The sequence below is a fragment of the Bradyrhizobium sp. LA2.1 genome, from assembly GCF_040547725.1.
In the GTDB taxonomy this organism is placed as follows: domain Bacteria; phylum Pseudomonadota; class Alphaproteobacteria; order Rhizobiales; family Xanthobacteraceae; genus Bradyrhizobium; species Bradyrhizobium barranii.
Genome location: NZ_JBEPQI010000003.1, coordinates 367,484 through 387,192, shown reverse-complemented (window position 1 = coordinate 387,192; position 19,709 = coordinate 367,484). Strand labels below are relative to the sequence as shown.

At 64.0% G+C, this 19,709-nt stretch carries 22 protein-coding genes; 9 read left to right on the top strand and 13 right to left on the bottom strand.

Annotated features, from left to right (window positions below; translation table 11 throughout):
• Window positions 1-3: 3 nt before the first annotated feature.
• Both ABIB95_RS07300 and ABIB95_RS07295 read left to right on the top strand, forming a co-directional pair.
• On the top strand, window positions 4-582 hold the full coding sequence (locus tag ABIB95_RS07300) for a DUF1214 domain-containing protein (protein ID WP_028149914.1): 579 nt from the start codon (window positions 4-6) through the stop codon (window positions 580-582).
• On the top strand, window positions 579-1,163 hold the full coding sequence (locus ABIB95_RS07295; RefSeq protein ID WP_166351371.1) for a DUF1254 domain-containing protein: 585 nt from the start codon (window positions 579-581) through the stop codon (window positions 1,161-1,163). Before ABIB95_RS07300 ends, ABIB95_RS07295 begins: the two co-directional genes overlap by 4 nt.
• A 349-nt stretch (window positions 1,164-1,512) precedes the next feature.
• On the opposite strand, the gene ABIB95_RS07290 is transcribed toward ABIB95_RS07295, so the two are convergent.
• The gene (locus tag ABIB95_RS07290) at window positions 1,513-2,205 is read right to left on the bottom strand and encodes a glutathione S-transferase family protein (protein ID WP_354238367.1); all 693 of its coding nucleotides are present in this window, start codon (window positions 2,203-2,205) and stop codon (window positions 1,513-1,515) included.
• Here ABIB95_RS07290 and ABIB95_RS07285 point away from each other — a divergent pair.
• Window positions 2,192-2,416 carry a hypothetical protein gene (locus ABIB95_RS07285; RefSeq protein ID WP_354238366.1) on the top strand — a complete coding sequence of 75 codons (225 nt, stop codon included), beginning with the start codon at window positions 2,192-2,194 and terminating at the stop codon, window positions 2,414-2,416. The genes ABIB95_RS07290 and ABIB95_RS07285 overlap by 14 nt on opposite strands.
• 194 nt (window positions 2,417-2,610) lie before the next feature.
• On the top strand, window positions 2,611-3,549 hold the full coding sequence (locus ABIB95_RS07280) for a transcriptional regulator GcvA (protein ID WP_354238365.1): 939 nt from the start codon (window positions 2,611-2,613) through the stop codon (window positions 3,547-3,549).
• A gap of 72 nt (window positions 3,550-3,621) precedes the next feature.
• Here the strand turns inward: ABIB95_RS07280 and ABIB95_RS07275 are convergent, their stop codons facing one another.
• The 3 genes from ABIB95_RS07275 to ABIB95_RS07265 all read right to left on the bottom strand — a co-directional run bounded on the left by ABIB95_RS07275 (window position 3,622) and on the right by ABIB95_RS07265 (window position 6,029).
• On the bottom strand, window positions 3,622-4,368 hold the full coding sequence (locus ABIB95_RS07275) for a sulfite exporter TauE/SafE family protein (RefSeq protein WP_354238364.1): 747 nt from the start codon (window positions 4,366-4,368) through the stop codon (window positions 3,622-3,624).
• Window positions 4,369-4,510: 142 nt separating this feature from the next.
• Window positions 4,511-5,107: a superoxide dismutase gene (locus tag ABIB95_RS07270; protein ID WP_354238363.1), complete on the bottom strand. Its 597-nt coding sequence runs from the start codon at window positions 5,105-5,107 to the stop codon at window positions 4,511-4,513.
• A 25-nt stretch (window positions 5,108-5,132) separates the two neighbouring features.
• The gene (locus ABIB95_RS07265; RefSeq protein WP_354238362.1) at window positions 5,133-6,029 is read right to left on the bottom strand and encodes a DUF1259 domain-containing protein; all 897 of its coding nucleotides are present in this window, start codon (window positions 6,027-6,029) and stop codon (window positions 5,133-5,135) included.
• A 713-nt stretch (window positions 6,030-6,742) separates the two neighbouring features.
• Between ABIB95_RS07265 and ABIB95_RS07260 the strand changes: the two genes are divergently transcribed.
• The gene (locus ABIB95_RS07260) at window positions 6,743-7,525 is read left to right on the top strand and encodes a sulfite exporter TauE/SafE family protein (protein ID WP_354238361.1); all 783 of its coding nucleotides are present in this window, start codon (window positions 6,743-6,745) and stop codon (window positions 7,523-7,525) included.
• Window positions 7,526-7,532: 7 nt separating this feature from the next.
• Here ABIB95_RS07260 and ABIB95_RS07255 read toward each other — a convergent pair whose 3' ends face one another.
• The 5 genes from ABIB95_RS07255 to ABIB95_RS07235 all read right to left on the bottom strand — a co-directional run bounded on the left by ABIB95_RS07255 (window position 7,533) and on the right by ABIB95_RS07235 (window position 11,980).
• Window positions 7,533-8,705, bottom strand: a complete 1,173-nt coding sequence (locus tag ABIB95_RS07255) for an MFS transporter (RefSeq protein WP_354238360.1) — start codon at window positions 8,703-8,705, stop codon at window positions 7,533-7,535.
• 28 nt (window positions 8,706-8,733) lie between these two features.
• Window positions 8,734-9,954, bottom strand: a complete 1,221-nt coding sequence (locus ABIB95_RS07250; protein ID WP_354238468.1) for an MFS transporter — start codon at window positions 9,952-9,954, stop codon at window positions 8,734-8,736.
• Window positions 9,951-11,321, bottom strand: coding sequence for an NAD(P)-binding domain-containing protein (locus tag ABIB95_RS07245; protein WP_354238359.1), 1,371 nt, complete (start codon window positions 11,319-11,321; stop codon window positions 9,951-9,953). The genes ABIB95_RS07250 and ABIB95_RS07245 overlap by 4 nt, the downstream gene beginning before the upstream one ends.
• A 50-nt stretch (window positions 11,322-11,371) precedes the next feature.
• Window positions 11,372-11,689, bottom strand: a complete 318-nt coding sequence (locus ABIB95_RS07240; RefSeq protein WP_085402786.1) for an ArsR/SmtB family transcription factor — start codon at window positions 11,687-11,689, stop codon at window positions 11,372-11,374.
• A 90-nt stretch (window positions 11,690-11,779) separates the two neighbouring features.
• Window positions 11,780-11,980: a GDCCVxC domain-containing (seleno)protein gene (locus ABIB95_RS07235; RefSeq protein WP_259258425.1), complete on the bottom strand. Its 201-nt coding sequence runs from the start codon at window positions 11,978-11,980 to the stop codon at window positions 11,780-11,782.
• A gap of 98 nt (window positions 11,981-12,078) precedes the next feature.
• On the opposite strand from ABIB95_RS07235, the gene ABIB95_RS07230 reads away from it, so the two are divergent.
• Genes ABIB95_RS07230 through arsC form a run of 4 tightly spaced genes read left to right on the top strand, consistent with a single transcriptional unit; the run spans window position 12,079 to window position 14,078 of the window.
• Entirely contained in the window at window positions 12,079-12,441 is a 363-nt protein-coding gene (locus ABIB95_RS07230; RefSeq protein ID WP_063984569.1) for an ArsR/SmtB family transcription factor, read from the top strand.
• Entirely contained in the window at window positions 12,434-12,961 is a 528-nt protein-coding gene (locus tag ABIB95_RS07225) for an arsenate reductase ArsC (protein WP_354238358.1), read from the top strand. The genes ABIB95_RS07230 and ABIB95_RS07225 overlap by 8 nt, the downstream gene beginning before the upstream one ends.
• Complete coding sequence (locus tag ABIB95_RS07220; RefSeq protein WP_354238357.1) at window positions 12,961-13,662, top strand: aquaporin; 702 nt, start codon at window positions 12,961-12,963, stop codon at window positions 13,660-13,662. Before ABIB95_RS07225 ends, ABIB95_RS07220 begins: the two co-directional genes overlap by 1 nt.
• Window positions 13,659-14,078: an arsenate reductase (glutaredoxin) gene (arsC, locus tag ABIB95_RS07215; RefSeq protein ID WP_354238356.1), complete on the top strand. Its 420-nt coding sequence runs from the start codon at window positions 13,659-13,661 to the stop codon at window positions 14,076-14,078. Before ABIB95_RS07220 ends, arsC begins: the two co-directional genes overlap by 4 nt.
• 78 nt (window positions 14,079-14,156) lie before the next feature.
• Here the strand turns inward: arsC and ABIB95_RS07210 are convergent, their stop codons facing one another.
• The 4 genes from ABIB95_RS07210 to ABIB95_RS07195 form a co-directional block, all read right to left on the bottom strand.
• Complete coding sequence (locus ABIB95_RS07210) at window positions 14,157-17,327, bottom strand: efflux RND transporter permease subunit (protein WP_354238355.1); 3,171 nt, start codon at window positions 17,325-17,327, stop codon at window positions 14,157-14,159.
• On the bottom strand, window positions 17,324-18,757 hold the full coding sequence (locus ABIB95_RS07205; protein ID WP_354238354.1) for an efflux RND transporter periplasmic adaptor subunit: 1,434 nt from the start codon (window positions 18,755-18,757) through the stop codon (window positions 17,324-17,326). The genes ABIB95_RS07210 and ABIB95_RS07205 overlap by 4 nt, the downstream gene beginning before the upstream one ends.
• An 84-nt stretch (window positions 18,758-18,841) precedes the next feature.
• Window positions 18,842-19,234 carry a FixH family protein gene (locus ABIB95_RS07200; protein WP_354238353.1) on the bottom strand — a complete coding sequence of 131 codons (393 nt, stop codon included), beginning with the start codon at window positions 19,232-19,234 and terminating at the stop codon, window positions 18,842-18,844.
• A gap of 102 nt (window positions 19,235-19,336) precedes the next feature.
• Window positions 19,337-19,702 carry a hypothetical protein gene (locus tag ABIB95_RS07195; RefSeq protein ID WP_354238466.1) on the bottom strand — a complete coding sequence of 122 codons (366 nt, stop codon included), beginning with the start codon at window positions 19,700-19,702 and terminating at the stop codon, window positions 19,337-19,339.
• Window positions 19,703-19,709: the final 7 nt, after the last annotated feature.

Genomic DNA, 19,709 nt, shown 5'->3' with positions numbered 1-19,709 from the left:
CCCGTGCGGCTGATCCTGATCACATTGACGGCCCTTTTGCTCGCGAGCGTGGTCGGCGTTGGCGCGACCTGGATGACGACGACGCGCGGCACCGAGATCGGCGCGCTGACCATCGGCCCCTGGACCGCCCGCCCCCGCACCGGCACCGCCGACGTCGATCCCTATTCGCGCGCCACCATCGTGCGCAACGGCGAGCTGCCGATCGGCACCGGTGACGGCGTCGCCTTCACCGCGACCGCCGACGAGAAGAAGAAGGCGCTCGACGGCCGCTGCGACGTCGTCGTCTCCGGCGTGACGCCGCCGGCGCGGTTCTGGACGCTGACGCTGTACGACCGCAAGGGCCACCTCGTCGCCAATTCGCTGCAGCGCTACGGCTTCACCAGCCAGGAGATCGTGCGGCAGTCCGACGGGACGTTCGAGATCCGCATCGCCTCGCGCTCACGCGCCGGCAACTGGCTGCCGACCGGCGGCATCGAGCGTTACGCGCTGATGCTGCGCCTCTACGACACCCCTGTCGGCGTTGCGACGCGCACCCAGCGCGATGCGCCGATGCCCACGATCAAGACGGTGGGCTGCTCATGATCCGCCTGATGTTCACCATCGTCGCGGGCGTGGTGCTGGGCCTCGTGGTCCATCTCGTCAGCGTGCTGGCGCTGCCGCGGATCGCGACACAGGACGCCTATTCGCGGCTGACGCCGATGACCAAGCTCAACGCCGTGACGCAGCTTCCCCTCGCCGATCCCAACAATTCGCCGATGCCGTTCATGGACCCGGCCTTCGCGATCGCGATCTGCCGCTACGACCTCACGGGCGGGCCGCTCAAGCTCACGGTGCCGGTGAGCCAGGCCTACACCTCGGTGTCGTTCTACACCCGCAACGAGATCGCCTACTACGCCATCAACGACCGCTCCGCCGGCAAGAAGGTGATCGAGCTCGACCTCATGACCGAGCCGCAGCATAACGAGCTGCCCGAGGACGAAGAGATCACCGCGGCCGACCGCCTCATCATCGACTCCCCTGCTACCACCGGCCTGATCGTGATGAAGGCGCTCGCCGCCGAGCCTGGCCTGATGCAGCAGGCGCAAAACTCGCTTCAGGCTGCGACCTGCGCGCCGCAGACCGAGCCGCCCGCCAAGGCCGAAGCGCCGCGCGGACGGCGCTGAGCGCGGCCGTTTCGGCGAGCCGCAATACAAAAACTGAAAAACAACCCCATGCACAGTAGCGGGGGCGTTGAAACTGTTAGCTAATCTGAACGACCGATCAGCAGCAGCGCGACCTCAGCGGCGAGACCATTTTGGCCGCCTTTGACACGTCGGGCAAAACACCGGCATGATGGCAACATCGAAAGTTCGTAACACCCGCGGCGGAGCAATCCGCCGCGTTTTTTTCATGCCGTAGCACAGGTTGCCGTAATCTAAGGATCACCGTCGTCCCCCGCCGCTCGAAAACGCAATCCACTGCGTCGGGTACCTGGCGGAAAGTCCCTGCCCCCAGTGTCAGTCCAAGCCTAGCTCAATATCTCGGGCGGTGCGAGTGCGCCCACTCGCGGGCATGAGCAATGGGCGCGCGCGGCGGCAGGATCGCGCGCAGCTTCCGCGTCGTCGGCAGGCTCTCCATGCGCTCCCGCCATCGACAGAAGGCCGGATATTTCGGGTACATGGCCTTGCCTTCCTCCGTCAGGCTGAACGCAAAGGTGCTTGGCAAAAGGTAGAAATCCGCGATCGAGAGTTCTGGACCGAGGAGGTAGTCCCGACCATCGGCGAGCTCGCGCTCGATGGCCACGAGTGCGTTCTCGACCTTGGGCAGTGCGTGCGCCACCACCTTCTCGTCGGATGCAATCCCGAGCTCGGGAAACACCAGCCGCTCGTGGGTCACATGGTAGATCATGTAGGGATAGACGTAGGAATCGACGACACCGATCCATTGATTCATGCGAGCCCGCGCGTGCGGGTTCTGCGGCGTCAGCCGTGCTCCCGCGAACACCTCGTCGATGTAGCCGACGATGGCGCGCGTCTCGTAGACGGTGAAGTCGCCGTGCCGGAAGATCGGAACGCGGTTGAACGGATGGAGCGCGAGATGCTCGCTCCTGCCCATCACGGGCTCGAGGTCGTCGAAGCGGTAGGCCACGTCCTTGTGGGTGAGGACGAGCCGCACGATGTTGACGAACGTGCTGCGGGGAAAGCCGTAAACGATGGTCTCGGACATCTTTTCTCCTCCCGGTTCGCTTGCTGTCGATCGGGCTCGATCAGCGCCAGAACGGCTTGTTCGCTTGCTCCAAGGCCTCTTCCCGGGTGAGCCCGAGATCGGCAAGGAGATGGGGATTGTCGGCAATCGCGCGAAGATCGTCGCGCTGATTATCCGCTCGATACGGGCAAGCCATCTGCCGATCAACGTCTGCCATGAATTTTGTTTATGATCCGCAGCCGTCGCGCTGCGTCGAACTCGCGCCGGAAAACCGCGAACGGCAATAGTTATTGACATTTATTGCCTCCAACTCCCATGATTTCGTGTCGTGGCCGCCTGCATAGGGCCGGCAGGGCAAAGTCCGCAAAGCATCGTTTCTCGGGCCAGCCCCAATTTTTCTCATGAAGTTCCTCAGGAAGGTGCGTCATGCGCCCGCGTTTGCCACCGCTGAACGCACTAAAGGCCTTCGAAGCCGCAGCCCGCCACGAGAGCTTCACGCGGGCCGCCGAAGAGCTGTGCGTCACGCAAGGTGCGGTGAGCCATCAGGTCAAGGCGTTGGAAACGGAGCTCGCCATCAAGCTGTTCAGCCGCGAGCGCCAGCGCCTGATCATCACGGAAGCGGGCCGCGACTATCTCGCGGTGATACGCGATGCGCTGGACCGAATTGCCGCGGGTACGGAGCGGCTGTTGCAGCGACAAAACGCAGGCGTGCTCACGGTCAGCACGTCCCCGGATTTTGCCGCCAAATGGCTGGTGCATCGCCTCGGCCATTTCGCGGAAGCGCATTCGGGAATCGATCTCCGCGTCTCGGCAACGATGCATCACGTCGATTTTGCGCGTGAGGAGGTCGATCTTGCGGTCCGCCATGGCGATGGAAACTGGCCGGGCCTCGATGCCACAAGGCTCTGCACGGAACGGCTCTTCGCCGTATGCAGTCCCAAGCTGCTGTCGGGACGCCGCCGCATCGGCGGGGTCGCGGATATCCTGAGATTTCCCCTGATCCACCTCGACAGCAGATCCGACTGGGCAAATTGGCTACGTGGCGTCGGCATTGACGACGCCGATGTCACGCATGGTCCGGTGCTCAATCGCGCCAGCATGGTCATCGATGCCGCAATCAACGGCCAGGGCATCGCCCTGGCCCGCACGACATTAGGGGCCTGGGACCTGATCAATGGACGGCTGGCGCTGCCCTTCCCGGAGTCGGTGCCATTGTCGAAGAGCTATTGGATCGTCTGCCCCAAGGCGACCGCGTCACTTCCGAAGATTGCGACATTTCGTGACTGGCTGCTCGCGGAGGCCGCGAGCGACCTGCGCCTGCTTAAATCCGTCACCGGGACACCAAAGGCAACGAGGCGGCGATAGGCCTCTTTCCGGCGATTTTCTCGTCCGCGGAGAATAGTCCGAGGTGGTAAGCCGCCGGGGCTTCGGCTGATATCAACGCAGTCCGAACGACAGCACCGATGCGATCAGCGACAATCCCGCGAGCAGCAAAAGCGCCAGCACGGTCCTGCGAAAGTTCTCATCGTTGATCTTGCCGAACAATTTGAACCCGGACCAAAGGCCGGCGACCATGAAGGGAACGCCGAGCGCATAGAGCACCAGCGTCTCCCTGGTGATGGTGCCGGCTACGGCTTGAGCGGTCGAAATGACAACGAACGCCACGAACAACACCGGCTGAAACACCGCGCGCTGCACGTCCTTGGGCCAGCCGCGCCATTGGCAGGAAATCGTCGAGATCACGCCGCCGAGCCCAGTCAGGCCGCCAAGCAAGCCGTTGGAAACGCCAATGGCGATATCGGCCCCGACTCCGATCTTCACCGGAGCGAATACGGGCTTCGTCAGGCCATAGACTGCGTAGAGCACCAGCAGGACCCCCACACCAAATCGGAGGTAGCTGGGGTTCAGATACGCGAGAATGCTGACGCCGATCGGGATGCCGATGACAGTTCCGAGCGCGAGCGGCCAAGCCTTCCGAAGATCGAGGAGACGTCGCAGCTTGAAGATGCCGTAGCCCTGCGTGAGCAAGCCGTAGCCTGCGATCAAGGTAGCGGTCTGCATCGGCGTGATGATGTGCAGCCATACGCCCGACACCACGAGGCCCATGGCGAATCCGGAAAAGCCGCTGACGAAGCCGCCAGCGAGCGCGGCAAATGCGAAGAGAGCGAAGACAGGTCCATCCATGGGTCGTCTCCCCAAGAACAATGCAGGCGAGCACTTGGATGCATATCCATCTGATGGGGAGGTCGCGGGTCCCCGCAATCGATCACTCGATTACCTCAGCGTCCGATCCCCCATCGCCTCGAAATGTGGGCCCGCGCCTCTTTCAGGATTCCCCGGCGTATCGATCGTACAATTTGGCGGCGTTCTCCCAGCGAATGGCCTCCATGTAGACGTCGACATAGCGGGCGGCGGCAGCGCCGAAATCCATGTGATAGGCGTGCTCATACATGTCGAGCACCAGCACCGGCCGACCGCCGGCGAGCGTTGTGGTATGATCTGCGGCCCATTGGTTGATGAGCCGCCCGTCACGGGGGGAATAGGCAAGGATCACCCAACCCGAGCCGCCGCCTTCGGCCTTGCCCATGGCCGCGAATTCCGTACGCCAGCGCTCGATGCTGCCAAAGTCGCGCGCAATCGCATCGGCGAGAGCGCCGCTCGGCCTCTCAGATCCACCAAGACCGTCGAAGTAGATCTCGTGCAGGATCATCGAGTTCGTTGCGATCAACTCCTCGCGCTTCAGGCCGTTGATGAGAAAGTTCGGCGCCTTGGCGAAATCGAGCTCTGCGAGCTGCGCGCCAATCGCGTTGAGCCGCTTCACGGCTCCGCCGTAGTTGTTCTCGTAGTGGCTGACGAGCACCTTTTCAGAGATGCCGTTGATCGACTTCGGATCGAACGGCATCGGTTTGGCTTCGTAACGCATCGGGCTTCTCCTTCTGATCCTTGGCTCAACTTTTCGTGCTGGCAGTCTTGTCCAAGGCTGCACGCAAGCCCTCGGCAAGCTTGACGGCGTCGTCGTTCGCCCAGAAGTGCATGAAGAAAAGCCGCGGCTGCTCATCCAGCATGTGGCTATGCAGCGCGGTCACCTCGATGCCGTGCGTGCGCAGCGCCAGAATGACAGGGTTGACCTCGTTGCCCGTCAGCACGAAGTCGCCCGTGATGGCCGCCTTCCCGCCCCCGGTCGGCTGGAAGTTGATACCGATCGCAACGCCCATTGGAGCGACAGGGGTCAATGGCATGCCGTCTTGCGTGATCGGATCACGTCGCTTCACGTTGAATTGGTAGACGCCTCCGTTGGCCTGTCCCTTGCTGCCGATAATCTGGTCGAGCTTCGCGGTGTCGAGGTCCACGGCCGGCGGCGGGCTCGCCGGCGCTGCGACGGTCAATGGAGTCTTGCTTTCGGCAAGTGCATCGTGGATCGCAGCGGCGAGCTTGACCGGGTCCCCGTGCCCGGCAACATGCATGTAGAACGTCGCCGGACTCGCGCGCAGCAGATGATTGTGGATGGCGGTGATCTCAAGGCCGTTCGCGATCATCTTCGCCATCACGGGATTGATCTCGGTTTCGAGCAACACGAGGTCGCCCATGACCATGGCGCCGCCATGCCCGGGCTTGAACGCAACCCAGCCGCCGAGCGCCAGCGCCGGCTTGATCGTCACCCCGTCCAACGTCACGGAGAGATCGCTGCGGGGAAAGCCGTAACGGTGGACGTCGTCCGAGACGGCGGGCTTGCGGCCCAGCGTCTCGTCAACCTTCTGCCAGTCGATGTTCTGCGCTTGAGCCGTCGAGACCGAGCCAAGGAGGCAGGCGCCGAGACCGATGAACGCGAAGAGTGTGTTTCTCATTGATGTGCTCCTAGGTCTTGAAGCAGCTGCGGCTAATCACGCCCCGAGATCGATCGCATCGGCCCATCAAGCGGGAGACCCAATCCTGGACATCGCGCGAGCGTCGCCCGGCGCCGGGTATCAGGCGGGGGGCGGCTGAGACGTCCCCGTCAATGCGCGCATCGATAAGCGCCGGCGTATTCGCCGTGCCGATCAGTCTAGATAATCTGCCGGAAGAAATGGGGATGTATGATGCTGACATGCTGCGCCCTTGGTGATTAAGGACGCGATACTTGGGCATGTCGCCTCACGGGGAGATCGCACATCCCCGTAGCGGCGAATTAAAACCCGGATGGCCGAACTGTCAACCTGCTTAAATCGGGGAATGCAGAAGTCATCGGAGGCACGTCACGAGGATAGCGCCGACGGTTTGGAACCTTTGGCACGTCGAGCAAAAAGACCGGCGTACAGGCAGCATCTCAAGTTCGTAACACCCGCGCGGAGCAATCCGTCGCGGGTTTTTTCATGTCGGAGAAAAGCGAGCCATGATCGAAGGATCGTCATCGTCTCCTGCCGTTCGAAGCCGAGTGGACGTAAGTTTGCAACGCCCGAGATTCTAGACTAGCCTGTTCCTCAGCCCCACGCCCTGCCGTAAGCAGGTGTGAAGCCCCCCGCCACGACGGATTACGGGCAAGTCTAGTTTCGCGCACCAGCGCATTTTTTCCGTCGTGACCATGCGAAACAATTCCGCCGCGTTCGGCTCGGGCGCAATCATCGGTACCTTGGGCGGCCTCATCGGCCTCGGGGGCGCCGAATTTCGTCTGCCGCTACTCATCAGCTTGTTCAGGTTTCGCGGTCTTGAAGCCGTGGTCCTCAACAAGGCGACGAGCCTGATCGTGGTGACCAGCGCGCTGCCATTTCGTGCCCGCGCCGTTCCCTTTGCCGAAATATATGCGCATTGGCCGGTCATCCTGAACCTGCTGGCGGGCAGCCTTGTTGGCGCCTATGCCGGGGCATCCTGGGCGACGCGCCTCAAGTCCGAAACGCTCTACAAGATCATAGCCGTCTTGTTGCTGCTGATCGCAGGTGTGCTTCTGTTCGCACACGGCACTGCGGCAGCACCCGCCCCGGCGCTCACCGGCATGTACCTGATTGTCGCGGGCGTAGCGGCAGGCTTCGTGATTGGCATCGTGGCGTCGTTGCTCGGCGTTGCCGGTGGAGAATTCCTGATCCCCACCCTGATCCTGCTGTTCGGCGCGGACGTGAAGCTGGCAGGCAGCCTCTCACTCGCGGTAAGCCTTCCGACGATGCTCGTGGGATTCGCGCGCTATAGTCGCGATCAGAATTTTTCAGTGCTCCGCGCCAACTGGCAGTTCATGCTTGCAATGGCGATCGGATCGATCGTCGGTACATTCATCGGCAGCTTGCTGCTCGGCGTTGTCCCGAATTCGATTCTTTTGCCGGCATTGGCTGTGATCCTGGTCATCTCAGCCGTGGAGATATGGCGGCACGAGTAGAGCTGGCTCAGGCGTGATGCGTTCGATCCATCCGCGCCCAGAGCAGCGCGAACGGACCGAGCGCAATTCCCGCCGCAAGAACGATGAACGCCAGCAGCCAGCCGGTCGCGCTCTGCGGACCGCCGGCCGCGTCGAGCGCGGCGCCGGTTCCCCAGGCTCCAACTGCCGACAGACCGAAGCCGACCGTCGAATGCAAGGCCAGGGTCGCGCCGCGATGTTCGGAAGTCGCCGCGGCAGACATGCCGGCAGTCAACGCACCTGAATCGGCGGGCACGGTCAGGCCATAGGCGAGGAGCAGCAGTGCGAGCACCCATGCCGGCGCCGTCGCGTTGAGCCCGATGATAAGTGCGACGCAGGCCGACGCGATCATGACGACCGTGATCGCCCGATGGCGGCCGAATTTCAGCGCGGCCTCGTTGCCGAGGATGCTTGCGGGCATCGAGATCACCGCAAAGCAGAAGCTCAGCACGACGGGGCTCAACCAAGACGGCGCGCCCTGGTGCGCAACGACGAAGGTCCAGAACCCGACCAGCCAGGTGCGGATGCCGTAAAGCTCGAAGCAGTGCGCGCCGTAGCCGAAGATGTATCCGAGCGCCTCGCGGTTGGCGAAGACGGGTGCGAAGTTGAGCAGACGCCCCGCCTTCTGCGCGGGCCGCTGCTCCCGCATCAGAAGGCACGCGACGACCATGGCGACGGGACCGAGGCCGGTGACGAGGAAGGCGGTGCGCCACCCCCAGCGGTCGGCGATCAGTTGGGCGACCAGGAACGAGAGGCCGACGCCGACCGAGAAGCTCGAGGTGTACAGCGTAACGGCGCGCGAGGTGTCGCCGGCGGGAAGCCGGTCCGTCAGCGCCTTCAGGCCCGGCATGTAGGCGCCGGCAAAACCAAGTCCTGCAAGGGACCAGATCGCGGTCGCCGACCAGAACCCTTGCGCGAAGATTCCGAACGCTGCAGTCGCGAGCCCGCTGACGATCGAGCCCCAGAGCAGGACAATCCGCGCGTCGATCCGGTCGGTCAACGTCGTCAGCACGGGCACCGCGAGCATGTAGCCGAATGCATAACCGCTTGCCATCAGCCCGCCTTCGGCGGCGGAGAGGCCCCACTCCGGCATCAAATGCTGCGCCAGATTTGCGGACAAGGTCACATGCGGCAGCAAGTTGCCGACCTGCCCTATGCACATCACCGCAATCAGAGACCGGCCGCCGAGCTTACGAATTTTGTTCTCCCACCTGGAGAGGCGTTGAGTTTGTCCGCTCCGTACGAAGCAGCAAGAGCGCGAAGAAGGCCGAAACCGAGACGAGCGCGCTGATCCACAGCGCACTGCTGCCGATGTGCTCCACCATCAGCCCCAATGCGAGCGGCGCGGCGGCACCCGTCAGTCTCGAAGGCAGCGAGATCATGCCGACCCGCTTGCCGAATCCGGCCGGCCCAAACAGCGCCAATGGAAGCGTACCACGGGCAATGGTGATGATGCCGTTGCCCGCTCCGTACAGCACCGTGAAGGTCGACGCGAGCAAGGGTCCGCCCACCACCAGCGCAACGACGCCGATCGGATTCATCAGCATGGCCAGCCTCGCCGAGAGCAGCGGATGAAACCGGGCGAGCCATCCTGCTTCCAGCAGACGCGCGCCGACTTGCGCAGGCCCGACCAACGCGCCCGCGAGCAGGGCCTGAGCCGGTGTGGCGCCGAACGCAACCAGCATGGTCGGCAGAATGGCCGAAATGCCCGAACTGACAAAGCTTGCTGCCGCGAACATGTAAGCCAGCAGCACCATCGCGAAGGTCTCGCTCTGGCGTCCGGATTGCTGGATTGCACCCGGCCCCGGTCGAGCCTGCTGGTCCAATGGAACGGCGCGCGGCAGCGAGAGATTGAGCGGCAACGCAACAGCGATATGGATCGCCGCCCATACCTGACAGGCGACGCGCCAGCCGTACTCCGACGCGGGCCAGGTCGTGAGGGGCCAGCCGAGCGTGCTGGCGAAACCGGCGATCAGCGTGATACCGGTGATGGTTCGTCGTGCATTGGTACTGTAGATGCGCGCAAGCGTCGCGAAGGCCGCCTCATAGAGGCCCATGCCCATGCCGATCCCGAGCAACGCCCAGGCCGCAATCAACACCGCCGCGCCATGGGCCACGGACAGCAGGAGCAGGCCTGCCACAAACACGAGGTTCGAAATGGCAAGCAGGCTGCGCCCGCCAAACGTATCGATGGCATGCCCCACGCGCGGGCCGAGCAGGCCAGAGATGACGAGCGCTCCCGACAGCGCGCCGAACACGTAAGTCGGCGCGAGACCGAGATCGCGCGCAATCGGCGCAGCCAGGATGGCCGGGAGATAATAGCTCGACGCCCATGCAACCGTTTGCGCGGTGCCGAGCGCGGCGACGACGCCGAGCGGGCCTCGGGCTTGGCCCGCGAGAACTTGCTTCATGAACAACCACACCCCGAAGCGCCGGCCTTCTTGGCCGTTTCGTCGGCAGCACAGCAGGCGGACAAATCCTCCTTCGCAGGGCCGCCACAACATCCCGATGCAGCTCCCGCAGCCTCGACACCACCACGCGTGCAGACGCCGGTCTCCGGCAGCACAAGCTCCACCCTCGCCGCCGCCTCCTTGTCGCCAGCGATGTCGGCCGCAATCGAGCGAACCTGCTCATAACCCGTCATCATCAGGAAGGTCGGAGCGCGGCCGTAGGACTTCATGCCAGCCATGTAGAAACCCGCTTCATCATGCGCGAGCTCGCGAGCCCCGTGGGGACGCACCGTCCCGCAGCTATGCTCGTTGGGGTCGATCAGCGGTGCGAGAGCGACCGGTGCCTCGATGGCGGGATCGAGCCGCAAACGCAATTCAGACAGGAACGAGAAGTCAGGACGGAAACCCGTCGACACGATCAGTTCGTCCACGACCACGCTTCGCCCACCGCAACAGGACCCTGCCGCGATCTTGAGGCGACCTTCGGAGTCCGAGAGGTGCGTGACGCCGAATTCGGTTTCGACCTTGATCTTCCCGGAGGCAACAAGTGCGGCGAAGGCGCTCCCGAGTTCGCCGCGCGCCGCGAGTTTATCGTTACGGCCGCCGCCAAAAGCCTTCGCGGGATCGGCGCCGCGCAACAGCCAGACGGGCTGAGTGCCCGGCACTTCGTCGGCGAGATGTACGAGATCGATCAGCGTGCCCACCGCTGAATGGCCCGCGCCCAAGACAGCGACGGTCTTGCCAGCATATCTGGGACGAGCGACACCCCGGACATCCGGCATGCCGTAGGCAATACGGTCGCCGCATTCGGACTCACCGATCGCCGGCAAACCGTTGCGGCCGGCCGGATTGGGGGAGAACCAAGTGCCTGAGGTATCGATCACGGCGTCTGCACGCAGAACCTCGGGCCCCTTGCCGTTCTGATAGCGGATTTCAAAAGGCACCTGCTCTCTGCCCTTGGTCTTTGCCTTGTCGAAGCCGACGCGGCTGATGGCCGAGACGCGGCTGGAGGTCCGGATCACATCGCGTAGCGACGTTCGCGTCGCGAGCGGCATCAGGTATCGGTCAAGCAGTTCGCCGCCGGTCGGATAGGATTGCGGGTCCGGCGAATTCCATCCCGTCGGTGCAAGCAGGCGCGCGGCGGCCTTGTCGACATTGTACTCCCACGGCGAGAACAGCTGGACCTGCTGCCACTGGCGGACGGCGTGTCCGGCTTCGGGTCCGGCCTCGAGCACAATGGGGGACATGCCGCGTTCGAGCACGTGCGCGGCCGCAGCCAGGCCGACCGGCCCTGCCCCGATAATGGCAACTGTCTTTCCGCCGCTCATTTCGCTACTCCCGTTATTCTAGAATCATCGAATAATTCGGCCCAAAAAAATCAGGCCGCCGTCTTGGCATCCTTGCATTCGGTTTCGTCCGCACAGCACTCCGACACCAGGAAATCCACCAGGCCCCGCATCCCGTCGTAGTTCGCGTGGCAGACCAGGGTCGTGGATTCGCGGACCTGACTAATCAGCCCGACCGCAACCAGAGACTTGATGTGGTGAGACAGCGTCGATGCCGGGATCTTCAGCTTGTCCTGCAAGCGGCCGACGGGCATGCCCGATCGGCCAGCGCGGACCAGGGCCCGATAGATCTGAAGCCGGGTCCGGTTACCCAGGGCTTCCAAGCGTGCTGCTGCGTCGTCGATCTTCATGACCATAAGATGCGCCGGTCCGCCCTCGCCGTCAACCGTATTTCTAGAATATTGGAAATATGGGAGAGACCGCCCCCCGGCGGGGCGGCTTCAGCAGCACTTTCCGTTCTGCTGGATCGGCGGACAAGGGACCGATCCGTACGAACAGAAGACGCAGCAATCGCCGCTCGTCGGCTTGAGCCGGGTCCCGCATCCCTTGCAATCGTAGAAGAACTGACAGGCGTCAACCGGCATGGTTTCGGCTGACGCGTGATGACAGACCGGACACGTAATGACCGATTGGGTTTGCATGGCCGACTTTCCTCGATCGCAAGACACAACGCATTCTAAACGCGGCGAGTTCGGAAATTCAATTGACGCTTTATCATCATTTCTATAAATCTGGATATATGGAAACTGAAGAAGCCGTCCTCGCGCTCGCCGCCCTGTCACAGTCGACCCGTCTGGAGGCCTTCCGGACGCTGGTCCGACACGAGCCCGATGGTCTTGCGGCCGGCGACCTCGCACGTCTGCTGGAAGTCCCTCCGAATACGCTTTCGGCTCATCTCTCGATCCTGACGCGTGCCCGCCTCGTCACCTCCGAGCGACACAGCCGTTCGATCGTCTATCGCGCCAACCTTGCGGAGTTCAGGGACGTTGCGGTTTTCCTGCTTCGGGATTGCTGCGGCGGCCGGCCGGAGGTTTGCGAACCGGTCGTCGAGAGCCTTCAAGCCTGCTGCTCGCCAAAGCGAAAGGAGCGAAGCCGTGCCTGACCAGATCTACAATGTTTTGTTCCTGTGCACCGGCAATTCGGCGCGCTCGGTCCTCGCCGAATCCATCCTCCGCAAGGACGGGGCCGGCCGCTTTCAGTCCTTCTCCGCCGGCAGCACCCCGAAAGGCGCCGTGCACCCGCTGGCACTGCGCACGCTGGAAAGCATGGACTACCCCGCCGACGGGATGCGCTCGAAGAGCTGGCTGGAGTTCGCCGCTCCCGATGCGCCGGTGATGGATTTCGTCTTCACCGTTTGCGACAATGCGGCCGGTGAATCCTGCCCCATCTGGCCGGGACAGCCGATGACTGCACATTGGGGTATCGAGGACCCCGCCGCAGCCGAAGGTACCGATCTGGAGAAACAGGCAGCGTTCGTCACCGCATTCCGCTACCTCAAGAATCGGATCGACACCTTTGTGAGCCTGCCGCTCAGGAGCATCGACAAGCTCTCCCTCGGCACCAAGCTGCGCGAGATCGGACGCTCCCAGGGCGCAACACATTCAACGCCGAAGGCCGGCTGATGGACAATTTCGATCTTCCACGGCGCCTCGCAGCCGAAGCGCTCGGCACCGGCATTCTCGTCGCCACCGTCGTCGGCTCCGGCATCATGGCCGAGACGCTGACCAAGGACGTGGCGCTGGCGCTTCTGTGCAATACCCTGCCGACCGGCGCCATTCTGGTTGTCCTGATCACCGTGCTCGGTCCGATCTCCGGCGCGCATTTCAATCCCGCGGTGACCCTCGTCTTCACCGGCAAGCGCGAGCTTCCGGTCAACGAAGCCGTGCTCTACGTGGTCGCGCAGATCGCCGGCGGCATCGCGGGGACGATGGCCGCGCATCTGATGTTCGGACTTCCCCTGCTCGATTTCTCGACGAAGGTTCGAACGGGCGGGCCGCAATGGTTCGCCGAAGCTGTCGCCGCCTTCGGTCTGGTCGCGACGATCCTGGCCGGCATCCGATTTCAGCGGACGGCGGTTCCCTGGCTGGTGGGCCTCTACATCACGGCAGCCTACTGGTTCACGGCCTCCACGTCGTTTGCAAATCCGGCGGTGGCCATCGCGCGGTCGCTGACAAACACGTTCTCGGGCATTCGTCCGACCGACCTGCCCGGATTCATCCTTGCGGAGCTCTGCGGAGCATTCGCCGGCATGCTGTTGATGAACTGGCTGCTCGGGCACTCCAGGGCCCGCGGCCCCGTAAAAATTGCGGAGACGACCCGATGAACGTCACGATCTACCACAACCCCGATTGCGGCACCTCGCGCAACACGCTGGCGATGATCCGGCAGAGCGGCGCGGAGCCCACTGTCATCGAATATCTCAAGACCCCGCCATCGCGCGAGACGCTCAAGCAGCTGATTGCAGCGATGGGCATTCCGGTTCGCGAACTGCTGCGCGAGAAGGGCACGCCGTACAAGGAGCTCGGCCTCGCCGACCCCAAATGGACCGACGACCAGTTGATCGACCAGATGCTCGCGCATCCCATTCTCATCAACCGCCCGATCGTCGTGACCTCGAAGGGCACGCGCTTGTGCCGCCCTTCCGAAGCCGTCGTCGATCTCCTCGGCAATCCGGTCGGCCGGTTCGTAAAGGAGGATGGCGAGGTGGTCGACGCGCGCCAGGCAACCCACCGACCCTAACGCTCCTCGGTCGGAATCCGCCGCGGATTTTTCATGGTGGAGCGGAGGTCGCCGTGAAGACCACCTCCGCTGCCCAGCCTATTCGGCGGCTTGCGACGCGCGCGCGGTCCATTCGTCGGCAGGAGCCGATCGCTCGCCCGATGGAAGCCCCCGCCCCTTCACCAAGCCGAAAATTGCGGGGATCACGACCAGCGTCAGCAGTGTCGATGACGTCATGCCGCCGATCATCGGCACCGCAATGCGCTGCATGATCTCCGATCCGGCCCCGGTGCTCCACATGATCGGCAGCAGACCGGCCATGATGGCAACCACCGTCATCATTTTGGGCCGCACGCGCTCGACCGCGCCCACCATGATGGCATCGTGAAGATCCCGGCGCGTCAGTGGCCTCCCCTCGGCGCTGCACCTGGCTTTCACCTCGGCCAGCGCATGGTCAAGGTAGATCAGCATGACGACACCCGTCTCGGCGGCGACGCCTGCGAGCGCGATGAAGCCGACCGCGACGGCGACGGACAGGTTGAAGCCGAGCCACCACATCATCCAGATGCCGCCGACCAGCGCGAACGGCAGTGACAGCATCACGATCAGGGTCTCGGTCATCGCCCGGAAGTTCAGGTACAGCAGCAGGAAGATGATCGTGAGCGTCACGGGCACGACGATCTTCAGACGGGCGGCGGCGCGCTGCAGATATTCGTACTGGCCGCTCCACACGACGTAGGTGCCGGCGGGAAACCGGATGCTCTCCGTCACGGCGCGTTGCGCGTCAGCGACGTAGCTTCCGATGTCGCGATCCCGGATGTCGACGTAAATGTAGGTCGCAAGCTGGCCGTTCTCCGTCCGGATCGACGTCGGCCCGCGCGCGGGCTCGACCTTCGCCACCTCGCCGAGCGGCACGGCGCCGCCCGACGGCATCGGCACCAGGATGTCGCTGGCGATGGCCTTGGGGTTGTCGCGAAGGTCGCGCGGATAGCGCATGTTCACGGTGAACCGCTGCCGTCCCTCCACGGTCGTCGTGACCGTCTGACCGCCGAGCGCGGCCGCGATGGTGTCCTGGACGTCCTGGATCAGGATGCCGTAACGGGCGAGCGCCTCACGGTCGGGAACGATCTCGAGATAATAGCCGCCTATGCCGCGCTCGGCGTAGGCCGACGAGGTGCCGGGCACGGTCTTGATGACGCGTTCGATCTGCTTCGCGAGCCGGTCGATCTCGGCGAGGTCCGTGCCCATGACCTTGACGCCGACCGGCGTGCGGATTCCGGTCGAGAGCATGTCGATACGTGCCTTGATCGGCATGGTCCAGGCATTGGAGACACCCGGAAACTGCAACGCCTTGTCCATCTCGGCGATGAGACTGTCGACGGTTACGCCGGAACGCCACTGCTCCTTCGGCTTCAGGTTGACGATCGTCTCAAACATCTCGGTCGGGGCGGGATCGGTCGCAGTAGCGGCTCGTCCCGCCTTGCCGTAGACCGAAGCGACCTCCGGAAACGACTTGATGATGCGGTCCTGCATCTGCATCAGCTCGGCTGCCTTGGTGACCGAAATGCCAGGCAGCGTCGTTGGCATGTAGAGCAGCGTTCCCTCGTTCAGCGCCGGCATGAACTCGGTGCCGAGCTGGCGCGCCGGCCAGATCGTCACCGCAAGCACGACGAGCGAAGCCAGGATGACCAGCGTCTTGGCGCGCAGAACCCCCTTGATCACGGGACGGTAGACCCAAATCAGGAAGCGGTTGATGACGTTCCTGCTCTCCGGGACGATCCTGCCGCGGACGAAGATCACCATCAGCGCCGGCACCAGGGTGACGGACAGCAACGCCGCGGCGGCCATGGAGAAGGTCTTCGTGAACGCCAGCGGGCTGAACAATCGGCCCTCCTGCGATTCCAGCGTGAAGATCGGCATGAACGACACGGTGATGATCAACAGGCTGAAGAAGAGCGCGGGACCGACCTCGGATGCCGCGTCGATCAGAACCTGCACGCGTGACTGATCGGGCCCCGCCCGTTCGAGGTGCTTGTGTGCGTTCTCGATCATGACGATGGCGGCGTCCACCATGGCGCCGATCGCAATCGCGATGCCGCCGAGGCTCATGATGTTCGATCCCAGCCCGAGCAGCTTCATGGCGCCAAACGCCATCAACACGCCGACCGGCAACATCAGGATCGCGACGAGTGCGCTGCGGACATGCAGCAGGAACACGATGCAGACGAGCCCGACGACGATGCTCTCCTCGAACAGGGTATGCTTGAGGGTATCGATGGCCGCATAGATCAGGTTCGAGCGGTCGTAGACCGGTACGATCTCGACCGATTTCGGGAGGCTGCTCGCGATCTCCCTGAAGCGCTTCTTGACGTTTTCGATGACGTCGAGGGCGTTGACGCCGAACCGCTGCAGCACGATGCCGCTTGCGACCTCGCCTTCGCCGTTCAATTCGGCGATGCCGCGCCGCTCGTCCGGCCCGAGCTCGACGCTGGCGACGTCCCGCAGCAGCACCGGGGTGCCGTTGCTCGTCTTCAGCACGATGTTGCCGAGATCGTTGATGCTCTTGATGTAGCCCTTGCCGCGGATGACGTATTCGAACTCGGAGAGCTCGACGGTGCGGCCGCCGACGTCGGCGTTGCTGGCGCGGATCGCCTCACGTATTTTTTGCATGCTGATGCCGCGGTCGCGCATCCGCTGCGGGTCGAGGACCACGTTGTACTGCTTGACGAAGCCGCCGACGCTGGCGACCTCGGCGACGCCTTCGGCCTTGGCCAGCGCGAACTTCAGATTCCAGTCCTGGATCGTGCGCGTGTCCGCCAGGTTCAATTCCTTCGATACCACGGCGTATTGGTAGACCCAGCCGACGCCGGTCGCGTCGGGTCCGATGGTCGGGGTGACGCCGGCGGGAAGCCTGGACGCCGCGCCGTTCAGGAATTCCATGACGCGCGACCGCGCCCAATAGATGTCGGTGCCGTCCTCGAAGATCACGTAGACGAAGGAGACGCCGAAGAACGAGAAGCCGCGGACGACCTTCGATTTCGGCACGGTGAGCATCGCCGTCGTCAGCGGATAGGTGACCTGATCCTCGATCACTTGCGGCGCCTGGCCGGGATACTCGGTGTAGACGATGACCTGCGTGTCCGAGAGATCCGGAATCGCATCCAGCGGAAGGTGAACCAGGGCGTAGAGGCCGACGGCGGCCGCGAAGCCGGTCCCGAACAGCACGAGCACCAGATTGCGCGCCGACCAGGCGATGATGCGGGCGATCATTTGTGATCTCCCGTTGCATTGCCAGGGCCGGCGTCGGTGGCATGGGATGCCGCCTCGCCAAACCCCTTCAGCGCCGCCTTCAGGTTGCTTTCCGCATCGATCAGGAAGTTTGCGGAGGTCACCACCGCCTCGCCGTCCGCGAGACCCTGGCGCACCTCGACATAACCGCCGCCGCGACGGCCGAGCTTGACTTCCCGCGGTTCGAAGCGCCCTTCCCCCTTGTCGACGAGGACGGCCTGCCGGCTGCCGGTGTCGAGCACCGCGCTGTCCTGTATCGTCAGGACGGGCGCGGCATCGGCCGTGTCGATGTCGGCATCGACGTACATGTCGGGCAGCAGCACCGCGTCCGGATTGGCAAGCTCGATCCTGATGCGAACGGTTCGCGTGTCGCGGTTCACCTGCGGATAGACGACGGCGATTGTCCCGGTGAAGGTTCGGCCGGGGAAACTGCGCGCGCGCACCGCGACCGACTGGCCCACCGCGATGTTGCCGAGATCGCGCTCGGCCACGTCGACCAGCGCCCAGACGACCGAGGTGTCCGCGATCCGGAACAGGACGTCGCCGGGATTGGCCCGCATGCCTTCGATCGCGTTGCGCTCGAGCACGACCCCGTCGCGCGGCGCAGACCAGCGTATGGCGACGGGCGCGGTGTGCGTCTTGTCCATCTCCGCAATGACGGACTCGGGAACGTCGAGATTGACCAGCCGCTGTCGCGAGCCGCGGCCGTACATCTCGACACCGCCGACCGTCTTGGAGGTGATCGTCGCGAGATATTCCGCCGCCGCGGACGCCACCGCCGAACTGTAGATTTCCATCAGCGGCTGGCCGGCCTTCACGCGCGTGCCGGTCGTCACGTCGGCGACCTTCTGCACGAAGCTTTCGGCGCGCATCGCGATCACCGACACGCGGCGTTCATCGAGCTGGATCGTGCCGGGCGCCTTCACCGAGACCCGGATCGAGCGCTGCGCGACGGGCTCGGACTTCACGCCCGCGCGTTGGATCTTGCCGGGCGACAGCTTCACCGTGCCGTCGTCGGTGTCGTCGCCTTCGTAAACGGCGACATAGTCCATCCCCATCGGATCCTTCTTTGGGACGGTCGACGTATCGGGCAGCCCCATGGGATTGCGGTAGTAGAGGATTTTTCGCGGCGAAGCCGCCTGCGCCTTCGGTGGCGCCGGCGCGACGGCCGCTCCATCGTCGTCGTAGACCGGCAGATAGTCCCGCCCGCGGTCGTCGTTCTTCGGACCAGCAGACCAGAGCGGCGCACCACTTGGATCGCGGTAGTAGAGCGGCGTTCGCTCCGCGGCAGCCGCAGCCGATGATATGTCGGCCTCAGCGAGCCAGCCCGCACCGTTCGAATGCCAGTAGTAGCCGGCCAGGACCAGGCCGCCGCCCAGCGCAAGGGCCGTCAGGAGACGCAGCGTTTTCATGTCGTGTATCCGCGCGCCCGGGAGCGCGCGTCCGTGTGAAGGAAAAAGGGGAATGTCGGGCGCTGCCGGGCAGCGCCCGAACGCTCACTTGACCGCCGTGACCATCACCTTGCCGGTGACCGTCTCCGGTTCGCCCTGCACCTTCACAGACAGCGTCATCTGGTAGCGGCCAGCCATCGGCAGGTCCGTCTTGAAGGCGTACACACCCGGCTCCCTGGACGGCAGCGGCGCGACCGCCGATTCCATCTCGGCCATCCCGTCCGGGGCCATGTCGAGGCGGGTCTTGAAGATGACCGCGTCCGGTATCGGCTTGCCGGTCTGCTTGTTCGTCAGGCGAACGGCGAGCGTGACGTCTTCGCCCTTCTTCATCTGCGGAGTGACGGGCTCGAAGGCGTAGTCGCCCGCGCCCGCCATCGCGGCGGAAGCGGCAAGCGAAAGGGTGGCGGCGAGAGCCGCGGTGCTGATCTTGGAAAGCATTGTCCTGTCCTCATGAATTGATCTTTCGCCGTGGCGCTTGAAGCGCGCACGTCAGTCGTCGTCGCGAGCAGGCCTGCCGCTCGCGTCTCGGGCTTTGCGAGATCAGATTCGAGGAGGTCGGAAAGGAGGACTGCCGCCGCGGAAGGAAACGACCTGATCCGGGGGGATAGCCATCGTGCTGGCCACGACCGCGAGACGTTCGAACGCCACGGGCCTGACATCACCGAGCGCGATGATCCCACCAACGCAGCAGAAGCCCATACCGCACTTGTAGCCGCCGCTATGGGAGCCCGTTCCCTTCATGTCGGGACAACAATCGTCCATCGACATGTCGGCGTCGCCGTTCATGTGCATGGCCGTCTGCATGCCATCCGACGACATTGCGAGGTTCGCCGCGGACGCGCCAACCGGCAGCATCGCCAGGGATATGGCGATGGCGACTGCCACGATGGTACGGACGAACTGCATCAATATC

Coding starts and splice junctions, on each gene's coding strand:
- arsC (WP_354238356.1), top strand. CDS start 13,659: ATGAACGTCACGATCTACCACAACCCCGATTGCGGCACCTCGCGCAAC.
- ABIB95_RS07205 (WP_354238354.1), bottom strand. CDS start 18,757: ATGAAAACGCTGCGTCTCCTGACGGCCCTTGCGCTGGGCGGCGGCCTG.
- ABIB95_RS07270 (WP_354238363.1), bottom strand. CDS start 5,107: ATGCGTTACGAAGCCAAACCGATGCCGTTCGATCCGAAGTCGATCAAC.
- ABIB95_RS07200 (WP_354238353.1), bottom strand. CDS start 19,234: ATGCTTTCCAAGATCAGCACCGCGGCTCTCGCCGCCACCCTTTCGCTT.
- ABIB95_RS07195 (WP_354238466.1), bottom strand. CDS start 19,702: ATGCAGTTCGTCCGTACCATCGTGGCAGTCGCCATCGCCATATCCCTG.
- ABIB95_RS07295 (WP_166351371.1), top strand. CDS start 579: ATGATCCGCCTGATGTTCACCATCGTCGCGGGCGTGGTGCTGGGCCTC.
- ABIB95_RS07245 (WP_354238359.1), bottom strand. CDS start 11,321: ATGAGCGGCGGAAAGACAGTTGCCATTATCGGGGCAGGGCCGGTCGGC.
- ABIB95_RS07265 (WP_354238362.1), bottom strand. CDS start 6,029: ATGAGAAACACACTCTTCGCGTTCATCGGTCTCGGCGCCTGCCTCCTT.
- ABIB95_RS07275 (WP_354238364.1), bottom strand. CDS start 4,368: ATGGATGGACCTGTCTTCGCTCTCTTCGCATTTGCCGCGCTCGCTGGC.
- ABIB95_RS07260 (WP_354238361.1), top strand. CDS start 6,743: ATGCGAAACAATTCCGCCGCGTTCGGCTCGGGCGCAATCATCGGTACC.
- ABIB95_RS07280 (WP_354238365.1), top strand. CDS start 2,611: ATGCGCCCGCGTTTGCCACCGCTGAACGCACTAAAGGCCTTCGAAGCC.
- ABIB95_RS07255 (WP_354238360.1), bottom strand. CDS start 8,705: ATGTGCATAGGGCAGGTCGGCAACTTGCTGCCGCATGTGACCTTGTCC.
- ABIB95_RS07230 (WP_063984569.1), top strand. CDS start 12,079: ATGGAAACTGAAGAAGCCGTCCTCGCGCTCGCCGCCCTGTCACAGTCG.
- ABIB95_RS07250 (WP_354238468.1), bottom strand. CDS start 9,954: ATGAAGCAAGTTCTCGCGGGCCAAGCCCGAGGCCCGCTCGGCGTCGTC.
- ABIB95_RS07235 (WP_259258425.1), bottom strand. CDS start 11,980: ATGCAAACCCAATCGGTCATTACGTGTCCGGTCTGTCATCACGCGTCA.
- ABIB95_RS07240 (WP_085402786.1), bottom strand. CDS start 11,689: ATGAAGATCGACGACGCAGCAGCACGCTTGGAAGCCCTGGGTAACCGG.
- ABIB95_RS07210 (WP_354238355.1), bottom strand. CDS start 17,327: ATGATCGCCCGCATCATCGCCTGGTCGGCGCGCAATCTGGTGCTCGTG.
- ABIB95_RS07290 (WP_354238367.1), bottom strand. CDS start 2,205: ATGTCCGAGACCATCGTTTACGGCTTTCCCCGCAGCACGTTCGTCAAC.
- ABIB95_RS07220 (WP_354238357.1), top strand. CDS start 12,961: ATGGACAATTTCGATCTTCCACGGCGCCTCGCAGCCGAAGCGCTCGGC.
- ABIB95_RS07285 (WP_354238366.1), top strand. CDS start 2,192: ATGGTCTCGGACATCTTTTCTCCTCCCGGTTCGCTTGCTGTCGATCGG.